General features: G+C 50.4%; 14 protein-coding genes and 1 pseudogene. 4 read left to right on the plus strand and 11 right to left on the minus strand.

Going from position 1 to position 19,786, the window contains the following annotated elements:
- Positions 1-24 precede the first annotated feature (24 nt).
- From glyS to kdpA, 7 genes and pseudogenes are all read right to left on the minus strand, one after another.
- Complete coding sequence (gene glyS / locus HGT71_RS11760) at positions 25-2,094, minus strand: glycine--tRNA ligase subunit beta (RefSeq protein ID WP_214217980.1); 2,070 nt, start codon at positions 2,092-2,094, stop codon at positions 25-27.
- Between the two features lie 9 nt (positions 2,095-2,103).
- Positions 2,104-3,015 (minus strand): glycine--tRNA ligase subunit alpha, encoded by a 912-nt coding sequence (gene glyQ / locus HGT71_RS11765; protein ID WP_048911162.1) that lies wholly within the window; start codon positions 3,013-3,015, stop codon positions 2,104-2,106.
- 128 nt (positions 3,016-3,143) lie between these two features.
- Positions 3,144-3,524: a VOC family protein gene (locus HGT71_RS11770; RefSeq protein WP_214217981.1), complete on the minus strand. Its 381-nt coding sequence runs from the start codon at positions 3,522-3,524 to the stop codon at positions 3,144-3,146.
- 50 nt (positions 3,525-3,574) lie between these two features.
- Positions 3,575-5,227 carry a class I fumarate hydratase FumA gene (gene fumA / locus HGT71_RS11775; protein WP_214217982.1) on the minus strand — a complete coding sequence of 551 codons (1,653 nt, stop codon included), beginning with the start codon at positions 5,225-5,227 and terminating at the stop codon, positions 3,575-3,577.
- 219 nt (positions 5,228-5,446) lie between these two features.
- Entirely contained in the window at positions 5,447-6,115 is a 669-nt protein-coding gene (locus HGT71_RS11780; RefSeq protein ID WP_214217983.1) for a response regulator, read from the minus strand.
- Positions 6,112-7,278, minus strand: coding sequence for an ATP-binding protein (locus HGT71_RS11785; RefSeq protein ID WP_214217984.1), 1,167 nt, complete (start codon positions 7,276-7,278; stop codon positions 6,112-6,114). The genes HGT71_RS11780 and HGT71_RS11785 overlap by 4 nt, the downstream gene beginning before the upstream one ends.
- 47 nt (positions 7,279-7,325) lie before the next feature.
- A pseudogene (gene kdpA, locus HGT71_RS11790) lies at positions 7,326-8,612 on the minus strand (potassium-transporting ATPase subunit KdpA); the annotation flags it as partial.
- 291 nt (positions 8,613-8,903) lie between these two features.
- On the opposite strand from kdpA, the gene mmuP reads away from it, so the two are divergent.
- Together mmuP and mmuM are read left to right on the plus strand one after the other, a co-directional pair.
- Entirely contained in the window at positions 8,904-10,307 is a 1,404-nt protein-coding gene (gene mmuP / locus HGT71_RS11800; RefSeq protein ID WP_099823117.1) for an S-methylmethionine permease, read from the plus strand.
- Entirely contained in the window at positions 10,294-11,244 is a 951-nt protein-coding gene (mmuM, locus tag HGT71_RS11805; protein WP_214217986.1) for a homocysteine S-methyltransferase, read from the plus strand. The genes mmuP and mmuM overlap by 14 nt, the downstream gene beginning before the upstream one ends.
- On the opposite strand, the gene oxlT is transcribed toward mmuM, so the two are convergent.
- Positions 11,234-12,490, minus strand: a complete 1,257-nt coding sequence (gene oxlT / locus HGT71_RS11810; protein ID WP_214217987.1) for an oxalate/formate MFS antiporter — start codon at positions 12,488-12,490, stop codon at positions 11,234-11,236. The two genes, mmuM and oxlT, sit on opposite strands and share 11 nt — an antisense overlap.
- 150 nt (positions 12,491-12,640) lie before the next feature.
- Here oxlT and HGT71_RS11815 point away from each other — a divergent pair, with 150 nt between their 5' ends.
- Together HGT71_RS11815 and HGT71_RS11820 are read left to right on the plus strand one after the other, a co-directional pair.
- The gene (locus tag HGT71_RS11815) at positions 12,641-13,642 is read left to right on the plus strand and encodes a LacI family DNA-binding transcriptional regulator (protein WP_214217988.1); all 1,002 of its coding nucleotides are present in this window, start codon (positions 12,641-12,643) and stop codon (positions 13,640-13,642) included.
- A gap of 252 nt (positions 13,643-13,894) precedes the next feature.
- Positions 13,895-15,208, plus strand: a complete 1,314-nt coding sequence (locus HGT71_RS11820) for an MFS transporter (RefSeq protein ID WP_099823024.1) — start codon at positions 13,895-13,897, stop codon at positions 15,206-15,208.
- Positions 15,209-15,273: 65 nt separating this feature from the next.
- Here HGT71_RS11820 and HGT71_RS11825 read toward each other — a convergent pair whose 3' ends face one another.
- The 3 genes from HGT71_RS11825 to HGT71_RS11835 form a co-directional block, all read right to left on the minus strand.
- The gene (locus tag HGT71_RS11825) at positions 15,274-16,104 is read right to left on the minus strand and encodes a fumarylacetoacetate hydrolase family protein (protein WP_214217989.1); all 831 of its coding nucleotides are present in this window, start codon (positions 16,102-16,104) and stop codon (positions 15,274-15,276) included.
- Between the two features lie 178 nt (positions 16,105-16,282).
- A complete protein-coding gene (locus tag HGT71_RS11830; RefSeq protein ID WP_214217990.1) occupies positions 16,283-17,128 on the minus strand; it encodes an aldo/keto reductase in 846 nt (281 codons plus the stop codon).
- Between the two features lie 220 nt (positions 17,129-17,348).
- On the minus strand, positions 17,349-19,778 hold the full coding sequence (locus HGT71_RS11835) for a glucose/quinate/shikimate family membrane-bound PQQ-dependent dehydrogenase (RefSeq protein WP_214217991.1): 2,430 nt from the start codon (positions 19,776-19,778) through the stop codon (positions 17,349-17,351).
- Positions 19,779-19,786 lie beyond the last annotated feature (8 nt).

A 19,786-nucleotide genomic window follows, 5' to 3' on the forward strand; every position in this document is an offset into this window, starting at 1 on the left:
GCTTTATTGATAGACGTCTAATGCCTATTGAAGCAGTGAAATATCCGCGACTTGTAGGAACAACTCACGTAATTTGACTAACAGTGTAAGACGGTTAACCCGTACTGCCTGGTCTTCCGCATTGACCATCACTTGCTCGAAGAAGTTATCGACGGCTTCACGAAGTTGTGCCAGTTCGATTAGCGCTTCTTGGTAGCGGCCTTGCTCGAAATAAGGCTGTAACTTACTGTTCAACGCGCTGACGTAGGTAGCGAGTTTAATTTCAGCATTCTCTTTTAATAGAGAGGCTTGAACTGCCGTATCAACCTCAACATCCGACTTAGCAAGGATATTGGAAACACGTTTGTTTGCTGCCGCTAAGCTTTCCGCCTCAGGCAAGGTACGGAAGTGAGAAACTGCCTTCATTCGCGCATCAAAATCCGCAGGTCGGGTAGGACGACGCGCTAATACGGCTTGGATGGTATCAACGCTATGACCCTCTTCCAGATACCAGCTTCTAAAACGTCCTAGCATGAAGTCAACCACATCCGTGGTAACCGCGGTATTGGTCAGTTTATCGCCATAGAGTTTCACGGCTTCTTCGGTCAGCGACTGCAGATCTAAGTTCAGATCTTTCTCGACGATAATCCGTAATATACCCAGCGCCGCGCGACGCAATGCGAAGGGATCTTTATCCCCTTTTGGATGCTGACCAATACCGAAAATTCCCGCTAACGTATCCATTTTATCAGCGATAGCTAACGCACACGCGACGAGGCTAGAAGGTAAGGCATCGCCAGCGAAACGCGGTTGATACTGTTCATTCAACGCGACGGCCACGTCTTCGGCTTCACCGTCGTGACGGGCATAGTGCATCCCCATGATGCCTTGCGTATCCGTAAACTCGCACACCATGTTCGTCATCAAATCACACTTAGAGAGCAAGCCTGCTCGCGTCGCATGGCTGACGTCGGCACCAATTTGCCCTGCAATCCAGCCCGCCAGTGCTTGAATCCGGTCAGTTTTATCCCGTAATGTCCCCAATTGTTTTTGGAACAGCACAGTTTCGAGACGTGGAAGTTGGTCTTCTAAGCGTAGCTTACGGTCAGCATTAAAGAAAAACTCAGCATCGGCCAAGCGTGGACGCACCACTTTCTCATTACCAGAGATAATTTGCTGCGGATCGCTAGACTCAATGTTGGTGACGAATATAAAGTGAGATAAAAGCTCGCCCTGTGCAGAATAGACCGGGAAGTATTTCTGATCGCCTTTCATCGTATAGACCAAGGCTTCTTTCGGCACCGTAAGGAATTTTTCTTCAAATTGTGCCGTCAGAACAATTGGCCACTCGACAAGCGAGGTAACTTCTTCCAATAGGCTATCGCTCAGGTCCGCAATACCTCCAACTTGTAAGGCAGCCGCCTTAGCATCGGCCTCGATCTTCGCTTTACGCTCAGCGTAATTAGCCATGACCTTACCACGTTCGGCAAGAATGGTTGGGTACTCATCGGCATGGGCAATGTCGAAAGTGCTCTCGCCCATAAAGCGGTGGCCGCGTAGCGTTCGTCCAGACGCCACGCCAAGAATGGTCGCAGGTAAGATATCTGCCCCTAGCAGTAGGGTGACGGTATGCACTGGGCGAACAAATTGCTCGCTGCTCGCTCCCCAACGCATGAGTTTCGGCACCGGTAATTTAGCTAAAACTTTAGCAACCATATCCGGTAATAGCGCGGCCGCGGATTCACCCGACACCTGCGCACGGTAAACTAGCCACTCGCCTTTGTCGGTCGCCAAGCGCTCGGCTTGATCAACAGTGATCCCGTTGCCACGCGCCCACCCCTCAGCGGCCTTGGTCGGCTGACCTTCGCTGTCGTAGGCCGCTGCGATAGCGGGACCACGCTTTTCAACGACACGGTCTGCTTGTTTTTCACTGAGACTCAGCACTTTGACGGCTAAACGACGAGGGGTCGCATACCACTCTACGGCTTGATATGAAAGTCCAGCTTGGTCAATCTCTTGCGTTAATTGATCTGCAAAGGCCTGCGCGAGTTGGCGCAACGCTTTAGGTGGTAACTCTTCAGTTCCAATTTCCACCAGAAAAGTATTTTCGCTCATCCCCATCCCTTATTTGGTTTTATGACACATTGGGAAGCCCAAGGCTTCACGAGAAGCGTAATACGCTTCAGCAACTGCTTTTGTCAGGGTACGGATACGCAGAATGTAGCGTTGACGCTCTGTCACCGAAATCGCCTTACGGGCGTCTAACAAGTTAAAGCAGTGTGCGGCTTTCAGGATCCGCTCATAGGCAGGGAGAGGTAACGGCGTTTCTAACGCCAGAAGCTGTTGCGCTTCTTTCTCGTGTTGCTCAAAGCAGGTGAACAGAAAGTCAACGTCGGCATACTCGAAGTTGTACGTCGATTGCTCCACTTCGTTTTGGTGGAAGACATCCCCATAGGTGGTTTTACCCAGCGGGCCGTCACTCCAAACCAGGTCGTAAACACTGTCAACGCCTTGAATATACATAGCCAGACGTTCTAAACCGTAAGTAATTTCACCGGTAACAGGCTTACATTCGAGTCCACCCACTTGTTGGAAATAGGTAAACTGCGTGACTTCCATTCCGTTTAACCAGATTTCCCAGCCTAAGCCCCACGCGCCGAGCGTTGGGTTTTCCCAGTTATCTTCAACAAAACGGATATCGTGCACGGTAGGGTCCAGACCGAGTGCTTTTAACGATCCTAAGTAGAGTTCTTGGATGTTTTCAGGCGACGGTTTGATGACCACTTGGAATTGGTAATAGTGTTGCAGGCGGTTAGGGTTTTCACCGTAGCGGCCGTCAGTCGGACGACGAGAGGGTTGCACATAGGCAGACGCCATAGGCTCTGGCCCTAACGCGCGCAGACAAGTCATTGGATGAGAGGTGCCGGCACCGACTTCCATATCCAAAGGCTGGATAATAGTACAGCCCTGGTTTGCCCAGTAGTCCTGCAATGTCAGGATCAGTCCTTGAAAGGTTTTGGTATCAAACTTTTGCATTATGAGTTCCGCACGCGATACGCTAAAAAAAGTGAAGGCTAGTATACCCTTTGGCTGTCAGATATGCAGCCGTAAATCCTTAGCAAATACGTGCGAAACTCAACAATAAGGCAACCTTGGGTCAGTTATTATGCCTTACTGTACAATGCGCAAAGCTTATTACCGAACGGATCGCGCAGATAGGCAAGGTAAAGCTCACGCTCACCCACGGTTCTTATACCAGGAGGGGATTCAATTGCCGTTCCCCCTGCTTGCGCACCGGCTTGATGCCATTGATTAACCGCTTCTTCGTTGGGCAGCGCCCAGCCGATCGTGCCACCGTTCGCTCCACTGGCGGCTTCACCATTGATGGGACGCGTCACCAAGAACATTTGCTGTCCTTTGATGTAATAGAGACGTCCCTTATCATCGATACCTTGTGCGTCAGCACCAATCACGGTGAATAACGCGTCATAAAATTTTTGCGATACAGCGATATCATCAGAACCTAGCATAACGTGACTGAACATTTTATCCTCTCTCTGCATAATGAAGGCGTGTCGACACACGCCTTTTGGGGCTACCCCTTTATCGCGCATCCTTGGCATTTACCATTCTGGATGTTTTGGAAGAAATCATTACCTTTATCGTCAACTAAAATAAAAGCAGGGAAATCGGTGACCTCAATCTTCCAGATTGCTTCCATACCTAACTCAGGATAGGCGACACACTCTAATTTGGTAATACTTTGTTGAGCAAGTACTGCGGCCGGTCCACCAATACTTCCCAAATAGAACCCGCCGTGTTGATGGCACGCATCCGTCACTTGTTGGCTTCGGTTCCCCTTCGCTAACATAATCATACTGCCGCCATTCGCTTGCAGCTGATCGACATAGGAGTCCATACGACCGGCGGTGGTCGGTCCTAGTGAGCCTGAGGCATACCCTTCCGGGGTTTTAGCGGGTCCTGCATAATAAATCGGATGGTCTTTGACATATTGCGGCAACGGTTCACCACTATCCAATAACTCTTTTAATTTGGCATGCGCGATATCACGGGCAACGATGATGGTGCCGGATAAGGATAGGCGAGTAGAGACCGGATAGTGCGAGAGCTGTGCTAAGATATCGGTCATCGGACGATTCAGATCGATACTGACCACATCCCCTTCGCCCTGTTGACGCATCGCTTCAGGAATGTAGCGGCCAGGATTGGCTTCAAGCTTCTCAATCCAAATCCCTTTACGGTTTATTTTCGCTTTGATATTGCGGTCGGCCGAGCACGAGACGCCCATGCCGATAGGACAGGATGCGCCGTGGCGGGGTAAACGAATAACGCGAATATCATGCGCAAAATATTTACCGCCAAATTGCGCGCCAATACCTAAATTCTGTGCCGCGTCTAACAGCTCCTGCTCTAATTGATGATCACGGAAAGCTTGTCCATGCTCGTTACCACTCGACGGTAAGTTATCGTAATAATGGGCTGATGCCAGTTTCACCGTTTTGAGTGTCGCTTCCGCTGACGTTCCCCCAATCACAAAGGCAATATGATAAGGCGGGCACGCAGAGGTGCCTAAGCTGCGCATCTTCTCGACTAAATACTCTTTAAGTTTTCCCGGCGAGAGTAAAGCTTTGGTTTCTTGAAAGAGGTAGGTTTTATTGGCTGAGCCTCCGCCTTTCGCCATACAGAGAAACTTATACTCGTCTCCCTCTACGCTGTATAAATCAATCTGAGCGGGAAGGTTGGTGCCGGTGTTGACCTCTTTGTACATATCCAATGGCGCATTCTGCGAGTAACGTAAGTTATCTTCGGTATAAGTGTTGTAGACGCCTTGTGCGAGCGCCGCTTCATCCCCGCCCCCGGTCCACACTGCTTGCCCTTTTTTCCCAACAATGATCGCCGTTCCCGTATCTTGACAGGTTGGCAGGATGCCACGCGCCGCAATTTCAGAGTTACGTAGGAATTGAAGCGCCACGTAGCGATCGTTTTCACTGGCATCGGGATCATCGAGGATCGCAGCAACTTGTCGCTGGTGTGAGGCGCGTAATAAAAATGACGCATCGTGAAAAGCGTGTTGGGCGAGTAACGTTAGCGCAGCAGGATCAACCTTTAGTACCGATTGTCCTTCAAACTCAGTGACAGAAACATGGTCAGTGCTCAGTAAGTAATATTCAGTTTTATCTTCAGATAGGGGGAAAGGTTCTTGGAAAAAAAACGGTTTATTCGACATTCTTCAGCTCACTTGACTTATTATTAGGACAGCCCGTTGCGCTCCTTATCATTGAGACGTTAGGGCAAACTTACTGGGAAAACATTTATGGAGTGATTATTAACATATTTATTACAAATGTCATCCCTGCTCTCATCTCACTTAATCATACTCCTCACCCCCGAGTCGTGATCTCCGTCGATAAAAACAGCGATTAGCCAGAGTCTGATCAGGGTAATGCTATTCAACAAAGCGATACCCGATACCATTTTCGGTAATGAAGTGTTGCGGCCGTCGCGGATCGGGTTCGAGTTTTTTACGTAGATGGCCAATATAGACTCGCAGGTATTGGCTATCCTCTGCATTGGGCCCCCATAACGACGATAAGATAAAATGTTGTGTAAGGACTTTTCCAGCATGATGAACCAGTAGTTCCATCAGTTTATATTCCATCGCGGTAAGGTGAACGATCTCTCCTGCCCGCTTCACCGTATGGGCTTCGATGTCCAATTCTATCTCGCCAAAGCGTTTAACCTTATCGGTATTGGGTCCACGACGGCGCAATGCGACCCTGACCCATGCCTGCAGTTCACCGACACCAAAAGGCTTGGTGAGGTAATCATCCGCGCCTCGGTCCAGTGCCATGATTTTGACTGACTCTTCATGGCGTGCCGACAGTACGATGATCGGTTTATCACTCCAAGTGCGAAACTGCTGAATAAAGTCCAGCCCTTCCCCGTCTGGTAAGCCTAAGTCGAGCAGGACTAAGTCAGGAGGCCGCGCCGCCGCTAACGCTAAGCCACGCTGTAGGGTCTCTGCATGCAGGATTTTTATATGCTCCGCCGCTAAGATGCGTTTTAGATAGCGACTGATCTGCGCTTCATCTTCAATAATTAAAAACGTGGTCATAAGCAATCACCCTGTGGGAAGCTCGCCGGTAAAATAAGGGTAAAGCAGGCGCCACCTTGAGGGCGATTTTCCGCGTAAATATGGCCGCCATGTAATTCGGTAATGGTTTTACAGATTGCTAGCCCCATCCCCACCCCGGGGATAGTCGACTCGCTTTTACCACGACTGAATTTGGTAAATAGCGTCACCGTCTCCTCCGTGGGTAAGCCTGGACCCTGATCACAAATACTCACCGTAACCTGCTGCGTATCGGGTTGGATCATGACACTGATCGGTGCTTCGCGTTCTCGGCCATATTTGACGGCATTCTCACAAAGATTAACAAATACCCGTTCCAGTAACGGCCCATCTCCGCGAATCAACACCACCTGTTCGGGGCAAAGGTACGCTATCTGTACCTCAGGATAAAGGCGTTCAATCGATGCGCTGGCGCTTTGGATAATCTCTTCCAGGCTTAACCAATCCGCGGTTAAGCGGAATCCTTCAGCTTCGATCCTGGCCATATCGAGAATATTGCTGACTAAACGGATCATCCCCAATGCTTGCTCACGTAATTCGCCTAGCTGCTCCGTGACCTCGTCGGCCTGCTGGCCCAGTTCTAGCGTCAGCATCTCGACCTGAGCAAATAAAACCGTTAACGGCGTACGCAGGTCATGAGAGAGTGCTGACAGGAGGGAGTTACGTAACTCCTCTCGCTCGATGGCGACCCGTGACTGCTGCGCACGCTGCGTGAGCGTAACCCGTTGTTGCGCACCAGCCAGCAATAGCACAAAGGTTTCCAATAACCGCTGCTGTTCAGGAGTGATTGAAAAGTGGGGGTCATGTGTGGCCAGTACCATCACCCCATAGCGTTGCTGGCCGCTCTCGAGAGGGATGACCCGATAAGGGACCCCCGCCAGCGTATCCGTACCGGCCCCGGCAATCTGACCTTTTTCAAAGCACCATCGTAAAATCGCCGGGTCTGGCTGTAGTGAACTGATTACCCCGGGGAGGGGACGAAGGTCATGTTGGGCGGTCGGTAACCAGATTTCACACTCCGTCGTAAAGGCCCGACCCACGGCTTTTTGTCCCGCTAGCGCAATATCATCGGCCGCGCCCTGCTGCGTCAGTTCACGGGCGAGCTCATACAGCTGGGTGCTACGCTTCTCGCGGGAACGGGCCACATGCGCTTGATAGCGTAAGCCAGCCGTGAGATGGCCAATTAATAAGCCAACACCAATAACGGCGTAATCAAGATATAGAGCGCCACCATTTTCATTTCGCTCGGCACAATTTTCTTGCCCAGATATTCGGGGGTACGGCCGATCATCAATTCGGCAATAAAGACGGCGAGCATCACATTAATGATCATGCCGTAGAGGCCGGATCCGACACCTCAGAAAATAACTTCACCAATTTGCATTAACCAAAGCGGCACCAAGCCCCCCATGGCGGTCAGCGAATCGTGCATCGCTACTACTGCCCCACAGGAGGCGGCTGTCGTCACGACGGTATAGAGTGATGAGGCCAGTAACCCAAAGCGGCTCTCTTTCCCCTCCCAATTCATTACACTGTCGCCTCCGGCGAGGGCGAAATGCGGATTTCCGTTAACCTCGGCGACCATCACGGCGATCACGGCAAAGATAAAAATAAGGCTCATCGTCCATAACAATGCTCGCGCATGCCGGGAGTGGTTGGTTACCTCACCGAAAGCAAAACAGAGCGCCGCAGGGATCAAGAAAATCAATACCATTTGCACGAAGTTCGTTAACGCAGTGGGATTTTCAAACGGGTGAGCCGAGTTGGCATTGAAAAATCCACCGCCATTGGTGCCGAGTAACTTGATCGATTCCAGTGAGGCGACCGGACCGAGAGGGAGTGTTTGCGTCACACCTTCCAACGAGGTCACAGGCAAGTAACCCTGCAGTGTCTGAATGACGCCTTGGCTGATAAAAAATAGCGCCATCAGCAAGGCTATTGGCAGTAAGATAAAGAGCGTAATACGTAATAGGTCGCGCCATGCATTACCCAAGTATGCAGTGTTGTGCCAAATAAAGCCTCTTATCAACGCAAAGAGTACTGCCATGCCGGTCGCCGCCGAGAGAAAATTTTGAACCGTCAGACCCACCATACTGCTGAAATAACTGATGGTGGTTTCCCCTGCATAGGCTTGCCAATTGGTGTTGGTCACAAAGCTGATTGCAGTATTAAACGCGAGGTCCCATGACAGCCCGGGAAAATGTTGCGGATTTAACGGTAGCCTTTGTTGGAAAACCAGTACAGCCATTAACACCCCAAACCCTAAGGCATTAAATAGCCCAATGGCCAACAGATAATGGCGAAAAGTCATGCCCACTCGACGAATTCCACAGAGTGAGAACAGGCCTTTTTCTATTCCGCGACAGCCAGGTAAGGCCTGATCGCGAATGAGGTAAGCCAACATTTTTCCTAACGGCTTGGCACAGATCAGTACCGTGAGTAAAAAGGCGGCAATCAGTAATGCGGCTTGCCCGGTCATTAGAAATCCTCCGCATGGAAGAGGCTGTAAAAGAGGTAGCTCAGTATTACGATAACGAGCAAGGTCCCAATGATAAAAAACAGCGACATACTGTTGACTCCAGTTAATTTAACTAACTGAATAGTAAGATTTTTAAGATAAATTTTTCGTAAAAAAAAAGCGCGGGATATAAAAAAATATAAAATTTGAGCGGTTTTTTGGGTTCACTGTCGGTTGAATTTTGCATTCTAAAAAAATTCAACGTATAAAGTGCTGATAGCTATTTAGATGTCTAAACGTTTAGAAGGTCGTATGCAACCAGAAGCAGAACAGAGCGGAACCTTACACCGCACAATGAAAGCCCGCCATTTGGTTATGCTTTCATTAGGGGGTGTGATCGGCACAGGATTATTTTTCAACACCGGTTATATTATCTCCACGACCGGTGCCGCAGGAACACTACTTGCCTACCTAATCGGCGCCTTGGTGGTGTGGTTAGTGATGCAAAGCCTAGGCGAGCTTTCCGTCGCAATGCCTGAAACAGGAGCCTTCCATGTCTATGCCTCGCGCTATTTGGGGCCGGCAACCGGCTATACCGTAGCTTGGCTATACTGGCTCACTTGGACGGTAGCCTTAGGATCTAGCTTTACCGCCGCCGGATTTTGTATGCAGTATTGGTTCCCGCAGGTCCCTATCTGGCAATGGTGTCTGCTTTTCTGCGTGATCATTTTTGGATTGAATATTATTTCGACCCGCTTTTTCGCGGAGGGTGAGTTTTGGTTTTCTCTCGTTAAAGTTATCACCATTCTGGTCTTTATCATCCTGGGAGCTGCCGCCATCTTCGGGATTCTGCCGATGCACGACGGCACCCCTGCCCCATTCTTACACAACCTCACCGTTGAAGGCTGGTTCCCTCACGGCACCTTACCCATCTTGATGACTATGGTTGCCGTCAATTTTGCGTTTTCAGGTACTGAGCTGATTGGCATCGCGGCGGGCGAAACAGAGAATCCAGAGAAGGTCATCCCGGTCGCGATTCGTACCACAATTGCCCGCTTAATTATCTTTTTCTTAGGTACCGTCTTTGTCTTAGCCGCACTCATTCCGATGCAGCAGGCGGGTGTGGAAAAGAGTCCTTTTGTACTGGTGTTCGAGAAAATCGGCATCCCCTATGCCGCCGATATCTTTAATTTCGTGATTTTGACGGCCATTCTGTCGGCAGCCAATTCCGGACTTTATGCTTCGGGTCGGATGCTATGGTCATTGGCAAATCAGCGTACCTTACCTCGCGCCTTTGCACGGGTGAATCGGCGGGGGATACCGGTCTTTGCGATCAGCATCAGTATGCTGGGTGGCATTTTAGCGCTCTTCACCAGTATTATCGCCCCGGATACGGTGTTTGTGGCACTCTCTGCTATCTCTGGCTTTGCCGTTGTAGCCGTATGGCTCAGTATTTGTGCCTCACACTACCGCTTCCGCCGTCGTTATGTGGCCTCGGGACAATCGGTCGAGGCGCTGGCTTACCGCGCCCCATGGTTCCCCGTACTGCCTGTTTTAGGGTTTATTTTGTGCCTTATCGCCTGCTTAGGCCTCGCTTTTGACCCTAGCCAAAGAATCGCGTTATGGTGTGGTATTCCCTTTGTTGCGTGTTGTTATGCGGCCTACTATTTAACTTCTGCAAAAAAATCTAAGGACGTGAAGCATGTCTCTGACTAATCCACTTACTTCGTTACTGGAACAGTCTCCCTTTATCGTACTGGACGGGGCCTTAGCCACCGAGCTTGAAACACGCGGCTGCCAGATCACCGACAGTCTTTGGTCAGCGAATGTCTTGATTAATCAACCCGACATTATCCGCCAAGTTCATCTCGACTATTTTCGGGCCGGTGCACAGTGTGCCATTACCGCCAGTTATCAGGCTTCATTGGCTGGCTTTGCACAACGAGGGTTGGATCGCGAAGAAGCCGAAGCGCTCATCGCGCGCAGCGTAGCTCTGGCCGTCGACGCCCGCACGCAATTTCTCGCCGAGTCACCGAGTTCGCCTCGCCCATTAGTCGCAGGTTCTGTAGGCCCCTACGGCGCTTACTTGGCCGATGGTTCAGAATATCGTGGCGATTATTCGCTAAGCCGTGAGGCCTTTATTGATTTCCATCGCCCACGCATTACGCAGCTTCTGGCCGCAGGTGCCGATATCTTGGCGTGCGAGACCCAGCCCTCTTTCGCTGAAATCCAAGCCTTATGCGAGCTGATCCAAACGTTTCCTGAGGCAAGCGCATGGTTTAGCGTAACGCTTAAAGATGTGTATCATCTAAGTGATGGTACGCCATTGACCACGGTAGTGAGTTACCTAACCGCTCAGCCACAAGTCGTCGCCCTAGGCATTAACTGTATCGCCTTGACGGAGACGACCGCGGCATTGAACCATCTGCATACCCTTACCGCGTTACCGTTAGTGGTGTACCCTAACTCCGGTGAGACCTACGATGCGCAGAGTAAAACCTGGCACCAAGGTGGCGATCACTGCCAACAATTAACGGATTATCTTCCTGATTGGCTTGCCGCCGGCGCCAAGCTTATCGGAGGCTGTTGCCGGACATCGCCAAAAGATATCCAAGCATTGGCTTCACAGCAGCATGCGCACTCTAGCGACTGATAAAGCGTTGACGCCAAGGTTTCAAGACCGCTATTGCTAATAATGCGGTCAGAATATCAAGGCCAATCGCTAAACTAAACACGGGGACCCAACCGTGGCTTGCTTGATAGAGCAGCGCTGCGAGGGGGCCTCCTAGTATTGAACCCACCCCTTGTGACATATACAACCAGCCATAGTTACTGGCGGCGTGTTGGCTACCAAAGGTATCGGTCAACGTGGCCGGAAAAAGAGAGAATATCTCGCCCCATCCTAAGAAAACCACGCCCGAAAGGAGAATAAATAACAACGGATCATGGCGGAACGTTAGCCATAGGCTCATCGCACCCGCTTCGAGGATAAAGGCGACAAACATCGTATTTTCACGGCCAATCCGGTCGGAAACCCAACCAAATAATGGCCGCGTTAAGCCATTGGTTAAGCGGTCAAGACTCATCGCCAAGGGTAATGCTGCCATGCCCCAAATCAGAACTTGCCCCACCCCGACATCTGCGGCAAAGCTTGCCAGCTGGGAAGTGACCATAAGCCCTGAGGTAGACATACAGGCCATCATAAAAAACAGTAGCCAGAACAGTGGTTGCTTGAGCATTTGCGACGAGGCGTAGTGGCGTTCAACGCACGCTTGATGACTGATCACAGGACTGACACTGGGTGCATCGCGTAACCCTCGGCTGGCCAGTCCACCAAGTGCGGCAAAGCCCACGCCAAAGATCAGTAGGGTTGAAGTGAGTCCATAATGGCTAAGCGATACTGAAATCGGTAGCGTCGTCACAATAGCGCCCATTCCATACCCTGCTGCAACCATACCGGCCGCAAAGCCGCGTTGCGCCGGAAACCAGCGTACGACTTGCCCCACTATCCCGATATACACAATACCGGTACCAATTCCGCCAACGACGCCATACAGCATATAGAGTGACCACAGGGAGTGACTGTAAGCGGCACCCACCCAGCTCGCCCCAGTAAACAGTGTTCCAAAACCGATCAAGCGCCGTGCACCAAAGCGGTCAATCAACTTGCCCTGCAATGGTGACAAGAAGGTTTGAAAGATGATCAGCAAGGAAAAGGTCACTTGTAACAGCGGTAAGTGAACGTCAAGACGATCGAGAAACGGCTTAGTTAACAGCGTCCAGACGTACTGCGGGCTAGATATGGAAGCCATACAGAGTAACCCTAAGGCTAACTGTTGCCATTTTTGTGCGGAGCGGATATGAATTGAGTTAAGGCTGACGTCGGTCTGTACGCTCATTGGCTATTCTCCCCTGGTGTCGAACCTTAATCGAAGCAAACTTTGTGCCAGCCTCAATTGGTAAAAATAACTTAAGCGTCTTGGTACCAGACATATCTTTTTTATGTGGCTCACGGCATAATGTGTGCCCAACCTCTCGATACGTAATCTATGAAAAAACAACGTATTACCTTAAATGACATCGCGGTACTTGCGGGTGTGACCAAAATGACGGTAAGCCGTTTTCTGCGCACGCCCGAAAAAGTGAAAGCCGATACGGCCGAACGAATCGCCAGTGTTATTAAGGAGGTGGGTTTTGAACCCGATTCTGATAATCCGCAGATCACTAGCCAATCGATCCCGCGGATTGGCGTACTTATTCCCTCATTTAATAATCAGATATTTAGCGAGTTATTAGCGGGGATTGAGGCCGTCACGGAAGCTCAGGGCTACCAAACGCTAGTGGTCACCTACGACTATTCTCTTCAAAAAGAAGAGGAACAGATTGCGGCGTTACTTGCCTTCAATATTAAAGCGTTGATACTGACCGACACCGCCCATAGCCTTAGAGCCGAAAAATATTTACACGCTGCGAAAGTCCCTATTGCCGAAGTCATGGGCATTGCCACACAGCCTGAGCGTATTAATGTCGGCTTTGATAACTTCCGTGCAGGCTACGAGGCGACACAAGCCTTGATCGAAGCGGGTCGAAAGCATATCGCTTACTTCGGTTCGATGTCTGATTTACGCGATCAACAACGCTACCAAGGCTACTGCGATGCGCTCAGTGCCGCTGGCTTAGCGACAACCCACATTAGTCCCCAAAAAGTGTCGTCCATCGAAACCGGAGCGACAATGATGCAGGAAGCATTAGATAACGTGCCGAATCTTGACGCCATTTTTTGCACCAATGATGATTTGGCGATCGGCGTGTTACGGGCTTGCCAAGCCGCTAATATTGATATTCCACAGCGTATCGCGATAGTGGGATTCCATGGCTTGGAGATAGGGCAAATCACGACGCCCCGCCTCACCAGTATCAAAACCCCTCGCTATGAGGTCGGTAAACAGGCCACTGAGCTATTGTTGCAACGCGTTCAGGGGCATGAGACCGTCAGTCAGGTCATCCATGAGACGCATTTTCTTATTGGCGATACTTTCCCACTTTCCTGATGACTTGGGAAAACACCCGCCGGATCACGTTATCCGTAACATCATTGGTTAACACGATTCATCGTGATACAACTCGCAAAAACATTTGTAAAAACATTGTTTCATAGTCGTCACAAAATAACCGTCCTTTTACCGAAGATAATGACTATGCTTATAAACTGAGAAAGTAAAAGATGACGATAATGGAATATTTTTCATGGAAGATAAGCGAAGATTTATTTCAGGAAACTGTTTTCTGAAGGGAGGAGTACTATGAGTCATAATGTTCCACGGACCCGCTGGTATCGAATAATTGTCCCCATACTGATTGCTTGTATTATCTCATTTATGGATCGGGTAAACATCAGCTTTGCCTTACCGGGGGGGATGGATCAAGAGTTAGGGATCACCAGCCAAATGGCTGGAGTGGTGAGTGGGATCTTCTTTATTGGCTATCTCTTCTTACAAATACCTGGTGGGCGCATCGCCGTCCACGGTAGCGGTAAGAAATTTATTGCCGCCTCGCTAACGGCTTGGGCGGTTATCTCTGTCGCCACGGGCTTTGTCACTCACGAGTATCAACTGCTAATTTTACGTTTCTTGCTCGGTATCGCCGAGGGGGGAATGCTGCCTGTGGTGTTAACCATGGTCAGCAACTGGTTTCCTGAAAAAGAATTAGGCCGTGCAAACGCCATTGTCATGATGTTTGCCCCACTGGGCGGTATTTTCACCGCGCCAGTCTCTGGCGCCATCATCTCTGCGCTGGATTGGCGCTGGCTGTTCTTTATTGAAGGGATCCTCTCCGCCATCGTGATGATGTTATGGTGGGCGCTTATCAGCGACCGCCCAGAAGAAGCGCGTTGGTTGCCTGAAAAAGAACGTGAATACTTACTAACACAACTTAAAGCGGAACGTGAAGCCCGTGAAGAAAAAGTTAAAGTGAGTAATGCACCGTTACGCGATGTCTTCAAAAACCGTGGGCTAGTGACGCTTATTTTCCTCAACTTCTTTTACCAAACTGGCGATTATGGTTACACCCTATGGCTACCTGCCATTCTGAAAAATTTGACGGGTGGCAATATGGCCGATGTCGGCGGACTGGCGATTCTTCCCTTTGTCGCCATGGCAGCGGGTATCTATGTTATCTCGCTCTTCAGCGATCGATCAGGTAAGCGTCGCTTATGGGTTTGCGTGTCACTGCTTTGCTTTGCCGCCTCGTTGGTTGCCTCGGTGGTTCTGCGCCACCACGTGGTTGCGGCCTATATCGCCTTAGTGGTCTGTGGATTCTTCTTGAAAGCTGCCACCAGCCCATTCTGGAGTATTCCAGGACGCATCGCGTCGGCAGAGGCCGCAGGGGCCGCACGAGGAGTAATTAACGGATTAGGTAATTTGGGTGGGTTCTGTGGACCCTACTTAGTCGGCGTGATGATTAACTTCTACGGCCATAACGTTGCCATCTATGCGCTGTCTGTCTCACTCCTGATTGCAGCGGTCTTATCGGTCACGCTACCTAAACAGTGTGATATCCAGCCTGATGATGAGGCGGTCAACCACCCGGGAAAGGGGGTCGCCGCGTCTAATCGTTAAGAGTTTTGCGGTAGGGAAGACTTACCGCACTTCAACCGATAGCGACTCCCTGCTATCGGTTCTTTTTAACGAATTATGTGTGATAAGCGGCCAATCTGACTGATTTCGACAGCGACATCATCGCCAGGGAACATAAACAGTTGAGGTGTTCGGGATTTACCGACACCGCCTGGCGATCCGGTAATAATGACATCACCCGGTGACAGAGGCGTGAAGTGCGTAACATAGGCGATGATCGCCGCAACGCTGTGGACCATATTTTGGGTGGAGTCTTTTTGAACCTGTACGCCGTTTAAGAACGTTTTTAATTCAAGTTGTTGCGGATCAGGGATTTCATCGTGAGTCGTCATCCAAGGTCCAAATCCCCCGGTGGCTGGCCAGTTCTTGCCCGCGGTAAACCACGTAAACTGCATGTCACGCACCGTGGCGTCCATAAAGCAGCTGTATCCCGCAACGTAATCTAAGGCTTCATCTTCAGTTACTTGGTGAGCCGGTTTACCGATCACTACGGCCAGCTCGCCTTCATAGTCAAATTGCTCACTACTCACCGGTTTTTGGATCGGCTGGAGATGCGCGGTAAGGCTATCTGCAAAGCGGATAAATAGGGTCGGTGCTGGATTGGTTTCACCAAATTCGATGCGTTTTTCTGAGTAATTCATCCCCACACACAAAATTTTATTAGGGGTCTTAATCACTGGCAGAAAACTAATCTCATGAAACGCGTAGTCTGCAGAGCGCGCAGCGAGAGGCTGTAATGCGGCAAGGCCATCATCTTCCAGTAGGTGTTTCAAATCGCGATAGTCGAGCAGTTTTCCTGCATCAATTACACCTTGTTCACAGACCAGACCAAAGGATTCATGGCCACTACTATTAATAATAAAGCTACATACCTGCATAAAATTCGGCTTTCGTTGATGTCTATGAGAAAATCGTCATCTCCCTGCATGCGAATTCTTGATGTCAATGAGCATTGCGGTGGTGACGCCGTGAGCGGCTGATTCTAACAGCCCGATGATCCGGCAGCTAATCTTTTCACCACCCTTTTACTAAAAATACCCTCTTTATTGACGCGACTTAGCGAATTTCAAGCGGTTCGGCTGACTCAGGGGCAGGATAATAGCGCGTGAGTTGCGCGCAATCTTGCTCGCTGATCTCAAGTTGTAGGGCACGTGCGTTGTCTTCAACATGCTGAACACAGCCGGATTCAGGTATCGCCAAAATCTTGTTCTGCCGGATCACCCAAGCGAGTAATAAGGCTGCAGGCGTCACCTGATAGTGAGCAGCAAGCGTTTTGACTTCCTCCAGTTCGAGCAAGTGTGATCCCGCGCCACCGAGCGGACAGTACGCCATCGTGGTAATGTCATGCTCTGCGCACCACGGAGCCAGATCGTATTCAATACCTCGACCCGCAAGGTTGTAGAAGACTTGGTTAACCGCACAATGCTTCCCACCGTCGACCTGTAATAGGGATTGCATCGCGGGTAAGTCGAAGTTAGAAACGCCCCAAGCGTTAATCTTTCCTTTCTGCTTCATCGCTTCCATAAGAGTCACCACCTCTTGTAGATCATTACCGGACTGCCAGTGTAAGAGGTAGAGATCGAGGTTATCTGTGCGTAGCCGACGAAGGGAGGCATCGAGACTGGCTTCAAGCTGGCCCCCCGTGGCGTTCCAAGGGTAGACTTTTGAAACCAGATAGGTCTGGTCGCGACGGTCCTCGATCGCTTTACCGATCAACGTCTCAGATTTCCCGTCACCGTACATTTCAGCGGTATCAATAACCCGTAACCCAAGGTCTAACCCGCGGTGTAGGGCGAAGATTTCTTGCTGTTCACTGTAACGGCCTTGCCCTAACCGCCAACTCCCCATACCTAATGAAGGAAGTGTATGGCCTGCTATCTGTAGCGTTGCATGATGCGTCATCGATCGCTCCTAAATATGGACGGCAAATAGTAAGCGTAGTTCATCATTGCGCCTGACGCAGAGGTCTCCTAAGGGAATAGAGGAACTTAGCTAGGTCATTCAGTGCTGATATCGCAGTGAGCGTCTGGTATTTACGGGAGGGAATAAGCTGATGGCTGATTGCCATCGGCAAGATATGAAGCGCCCCACGACTGGGGCGCTTCTCGTACAAAGAACGCTTTTAGTTTAATGCATAGGCAATAACGTAATCACCCCGGTCTGGTGATTGACGCGCGCCACCCGCTGAAATCAAGATGTACTGCTTACCTGTTTTCGGGGAGACATAACTGATTGGGCCACCTTGACTACCGACCGGTAGTCGAGCTTTCCAAACTTCCTTGCCGGTTGAGCTGTCAAAAGCTCGCAAGTAGTAGTCTTGAGTCCCTGCAATAAAGACCAAACCACCCTGTGTGGCGAGGCTACCACCGAGTGAAGGCATACCGATTGGCATTTTCATGCCCATCTTAATCCCCATCGGTCCAGTATCCTGAACGGTACCCAGTGGAACCTGCCACAGAATTTTTTGTGTGGTCATGTCGATAGCAGAAAGCGTGCCGAAGGGCGGCGCTTGGCAAGGGATACCCAGTGGCGACATAAAGCGATTTTTATTCACCGAATACGGTGCGCCTTTCATTGGTACGGCACCCATCCCGGTATTCACCGCCTCTCCGCCTGTATTCGCGGCTGTCGACGCATTAGGATCAGCCTTAATCAGCTGCTGCCATAAGCCTAAGCGCATATCGTTGACGAAAATCAGATGGTTATTCGGATCGGTTGAGAGGCTTCCCCAGTTCATCCCACCCAGAGAGCCTGGGAAACTTAACGACTTATCGGTCCCCGGCGCGGTGTAAAGGCCCTCGTAACGCATCGATTTGAAGTTAACACGGCAGATCAGCTGATCGAACGGCGTGGCTCCCCACATATCCGACTCTTTTAACGTCTGAGCGCCAATCTGTGGCATACCCACTGAACGCGGCTGGGTATCACTGTATTGCTCGCCCGGAATATTACCGCGCTTCACTTTTACATTGTCGACTTTGGTTAACGGTTGTCCCGTCAAACGGTCTAAAACGTAAATCTGCCCCGCTTTCGTGCCGACGACTACCGCAGGACGGTTTTCACCCGTGGGTGTTTTGAAATCGATAAGGCTCGGTTGCATAGGAATATCAAAGTCCCAGAGATCATTATGGACCGTTTGATATACCCACTTCTCTTTACCGGTATTCGCATCGACCGCCAGTATTGAAGCACCGTATTTATGGTCTAACGGCGTGCGGTTCGCACCCCAGATATCGACAGAAGAACTCCCCATCGGCATAAAGACGGTATTGGATTGCGGATCGTAAGACATTGGCGCCCACGAGTTCGGGGTGCTGCGAACATAGTGCTGTCCCGGTTGCAGCGTTGCATTCGGGTTTGGGTTACCAGGATCGAACGCCCAGCGTAATGCGCCGGTCAGTACATCAAAGCCCCGCAGCACGCCACCAGGCATATCAGTACTGACATTATCCGAGATACGCCCGCCAACGACCACAGTGGTGCCCGCAAGGGTCGGCGCGGAGGTCAATACATACTGTGGATCGGGAGCATTGCCCATTCCGGTTAATAAATTCACCGTTCCATGATTGCCAAATCCTTCACAGAACTGACCATTATCGGCATTTAACGCAATCAGACGTCCATCAATGGTATTCATCAGAATACGACGTGGACAATTCGCAATGTCGGCATTGTTGACGGCGAGAGGCTGACTGCTGCCTGGTAGCTCAGGATGTGGCAGAGACTGCGTTGCATCAAAATAGGCTAGCCCACGGCAGCGCATCCAGACCGATGACTTCGCATTGATTTCGGCTTTCCACAGCGCCTTACCACTGTCAGCATCCACAGCGATAACATTGTTATGCGGCGTACAGAGGAAGATTTTGTCACCAACCTGCAGCGGAGTCTGTTGATCTTCGGCGCCATTACCGTCTGGACTCAGCGGGATATCGCCCGTATGGAAGGTCCATACCGGTTTTAAGTGTTGGACATTATCACGAGTAATCTGGTCTGCCGCGACGAATCGGCTTCCCCCCGGGGTGTTACCATAATTGTCCCAGTTGGTGAGTGGCGCTTGCTTTGAGACTGGCACTAATGGCTTAGGCTCGCCTTGGAACGCAACGGGATCATGAGGTTGAAACATGCCTGCAAACGCCGCGATGAACCCTACGGTCGTTACTAAGGCAAGAAGATAGCTGGCGATACTTATTCGCCGCGTTGCCTGGGGTTGGCGCAGTGAAGGTAATAGCAGGAACGCAACAATTGCTAAACCTGCAGGGAACATAAGACGTGAAATCAGCGGCCAGAAAACGAGGCCAACTTCCATCACCGCCCACACCAGTGTTCCCAGTGCGAACAGAAGGTAGAGCACCGCACCTGACGCTTTTAAACGAAAGAGTTGAAGACTACTCACTAACAGGACGATGCCTGAAATGAAGAAGTACCCGCTGCCGCCTAAACTCAATAATTTCCCGCCCTCAATAATAAAGAAGAGTGCGGTTAACAACAGTATTAGGCCAAATAAGCGGGTAGCAATCTTTAGCCACAATGGCTTTAGACGTGTATTTCCCATGGAATTTT

Source organism: Rosenbergiella epipactidis (assembly GCF_018494055.1).
GTDB lineage: Bacteria > Pseudomonadota > Gammaproteobacteria > Enterobacterales > Enterobacteriaceae > Rosenbergiella > Rosenbergiella epipactidis.

Coding starts and splice junctions, on each gene's coding strand:
- glyS (WP_214217980.1), bottom strand. CDS start 2,094: ATGAGCGAAAATACTTTTCTGGTGGAAATTGGAACTGAAGAGTTACCA.
- glyQ (WP_048911162.1), bottom strand. CDS start 3,015: ATGCAAAAGTTTGATACCAAAACCTTTCAAGGACTGATCCTGACATTG.
- HGT71_RS11770 (WP_214217981.1), bottom strand. CDS start 3,524: ATGTTCAGTCACGTTATGCTAGGTTCTGATGATATCGCTGTATCGCAA.
- fumA (WP_214217982.1), bottom strand. CDS start 5,227: ATGTCGAATAAACCGTTTTTTTTCCAAGAACCTTTCCCCCTATCTGAA.
- HGT71_RS11780 (WP_214217983.1), bottom strand. CDS start 6,115: ATGACCACGTTTTTAATTATTGAAGATGAAGCGCAGATCAGTCGCTAT.
- mmuP (WP_099823117.1), top strand. CDS start 8,904: ATGCAACCAGAAGCAGAACAGAGCGGAACCTTACACCGCACAATGAAA.
- mmuM (WP_214217986.1), top strand. CDS start 10,294: ATGTCTCTGACTAATCCACTTACTTCGTTACTGGAACAGTCTCCCTTT.
- oxlT (WP_214217987.1), bottom strand. CDS start 12,490: ATGAGCGTACAGACCGACGTCAGCCTTAACTCAATTCATATCCGCTCC.
- HGT71_RS11815 (WP_214217988.1), top strand. CDS start 12,641: ATGAAAAAACAACGTATTACCTTAAATGACATCGCGGTACTTGCGGGT.
- HGT71_RS11820 (WP_099823024.1), top strand. CDS start 13,895: ATGAGTCATAATGTTCCACGGACCCGCTGGTATCGAATAATTGTCCCC.
- HGT71_RS11825 (WP_214217989.1), bottom strand. CDS start 16,104: ATGCAGGTATGTAGCTTTATTATTAATAGTAGTGGCCATGAATCCTTT.
- HGT71_RS11830 (WP_214217990.1), bottom strand. CDS start 17,128: ATGACGCATCATGCAACGCTACAGATAGCAGGCCATACACTTCCTTCA.
- HGT71_RS11835 (WP_214217991.1), bottom strand. CDS start 19,778: ATGGGAAATACACGTCTAAAGCCATTGTGGCTAAAGATTGCTACCCGC.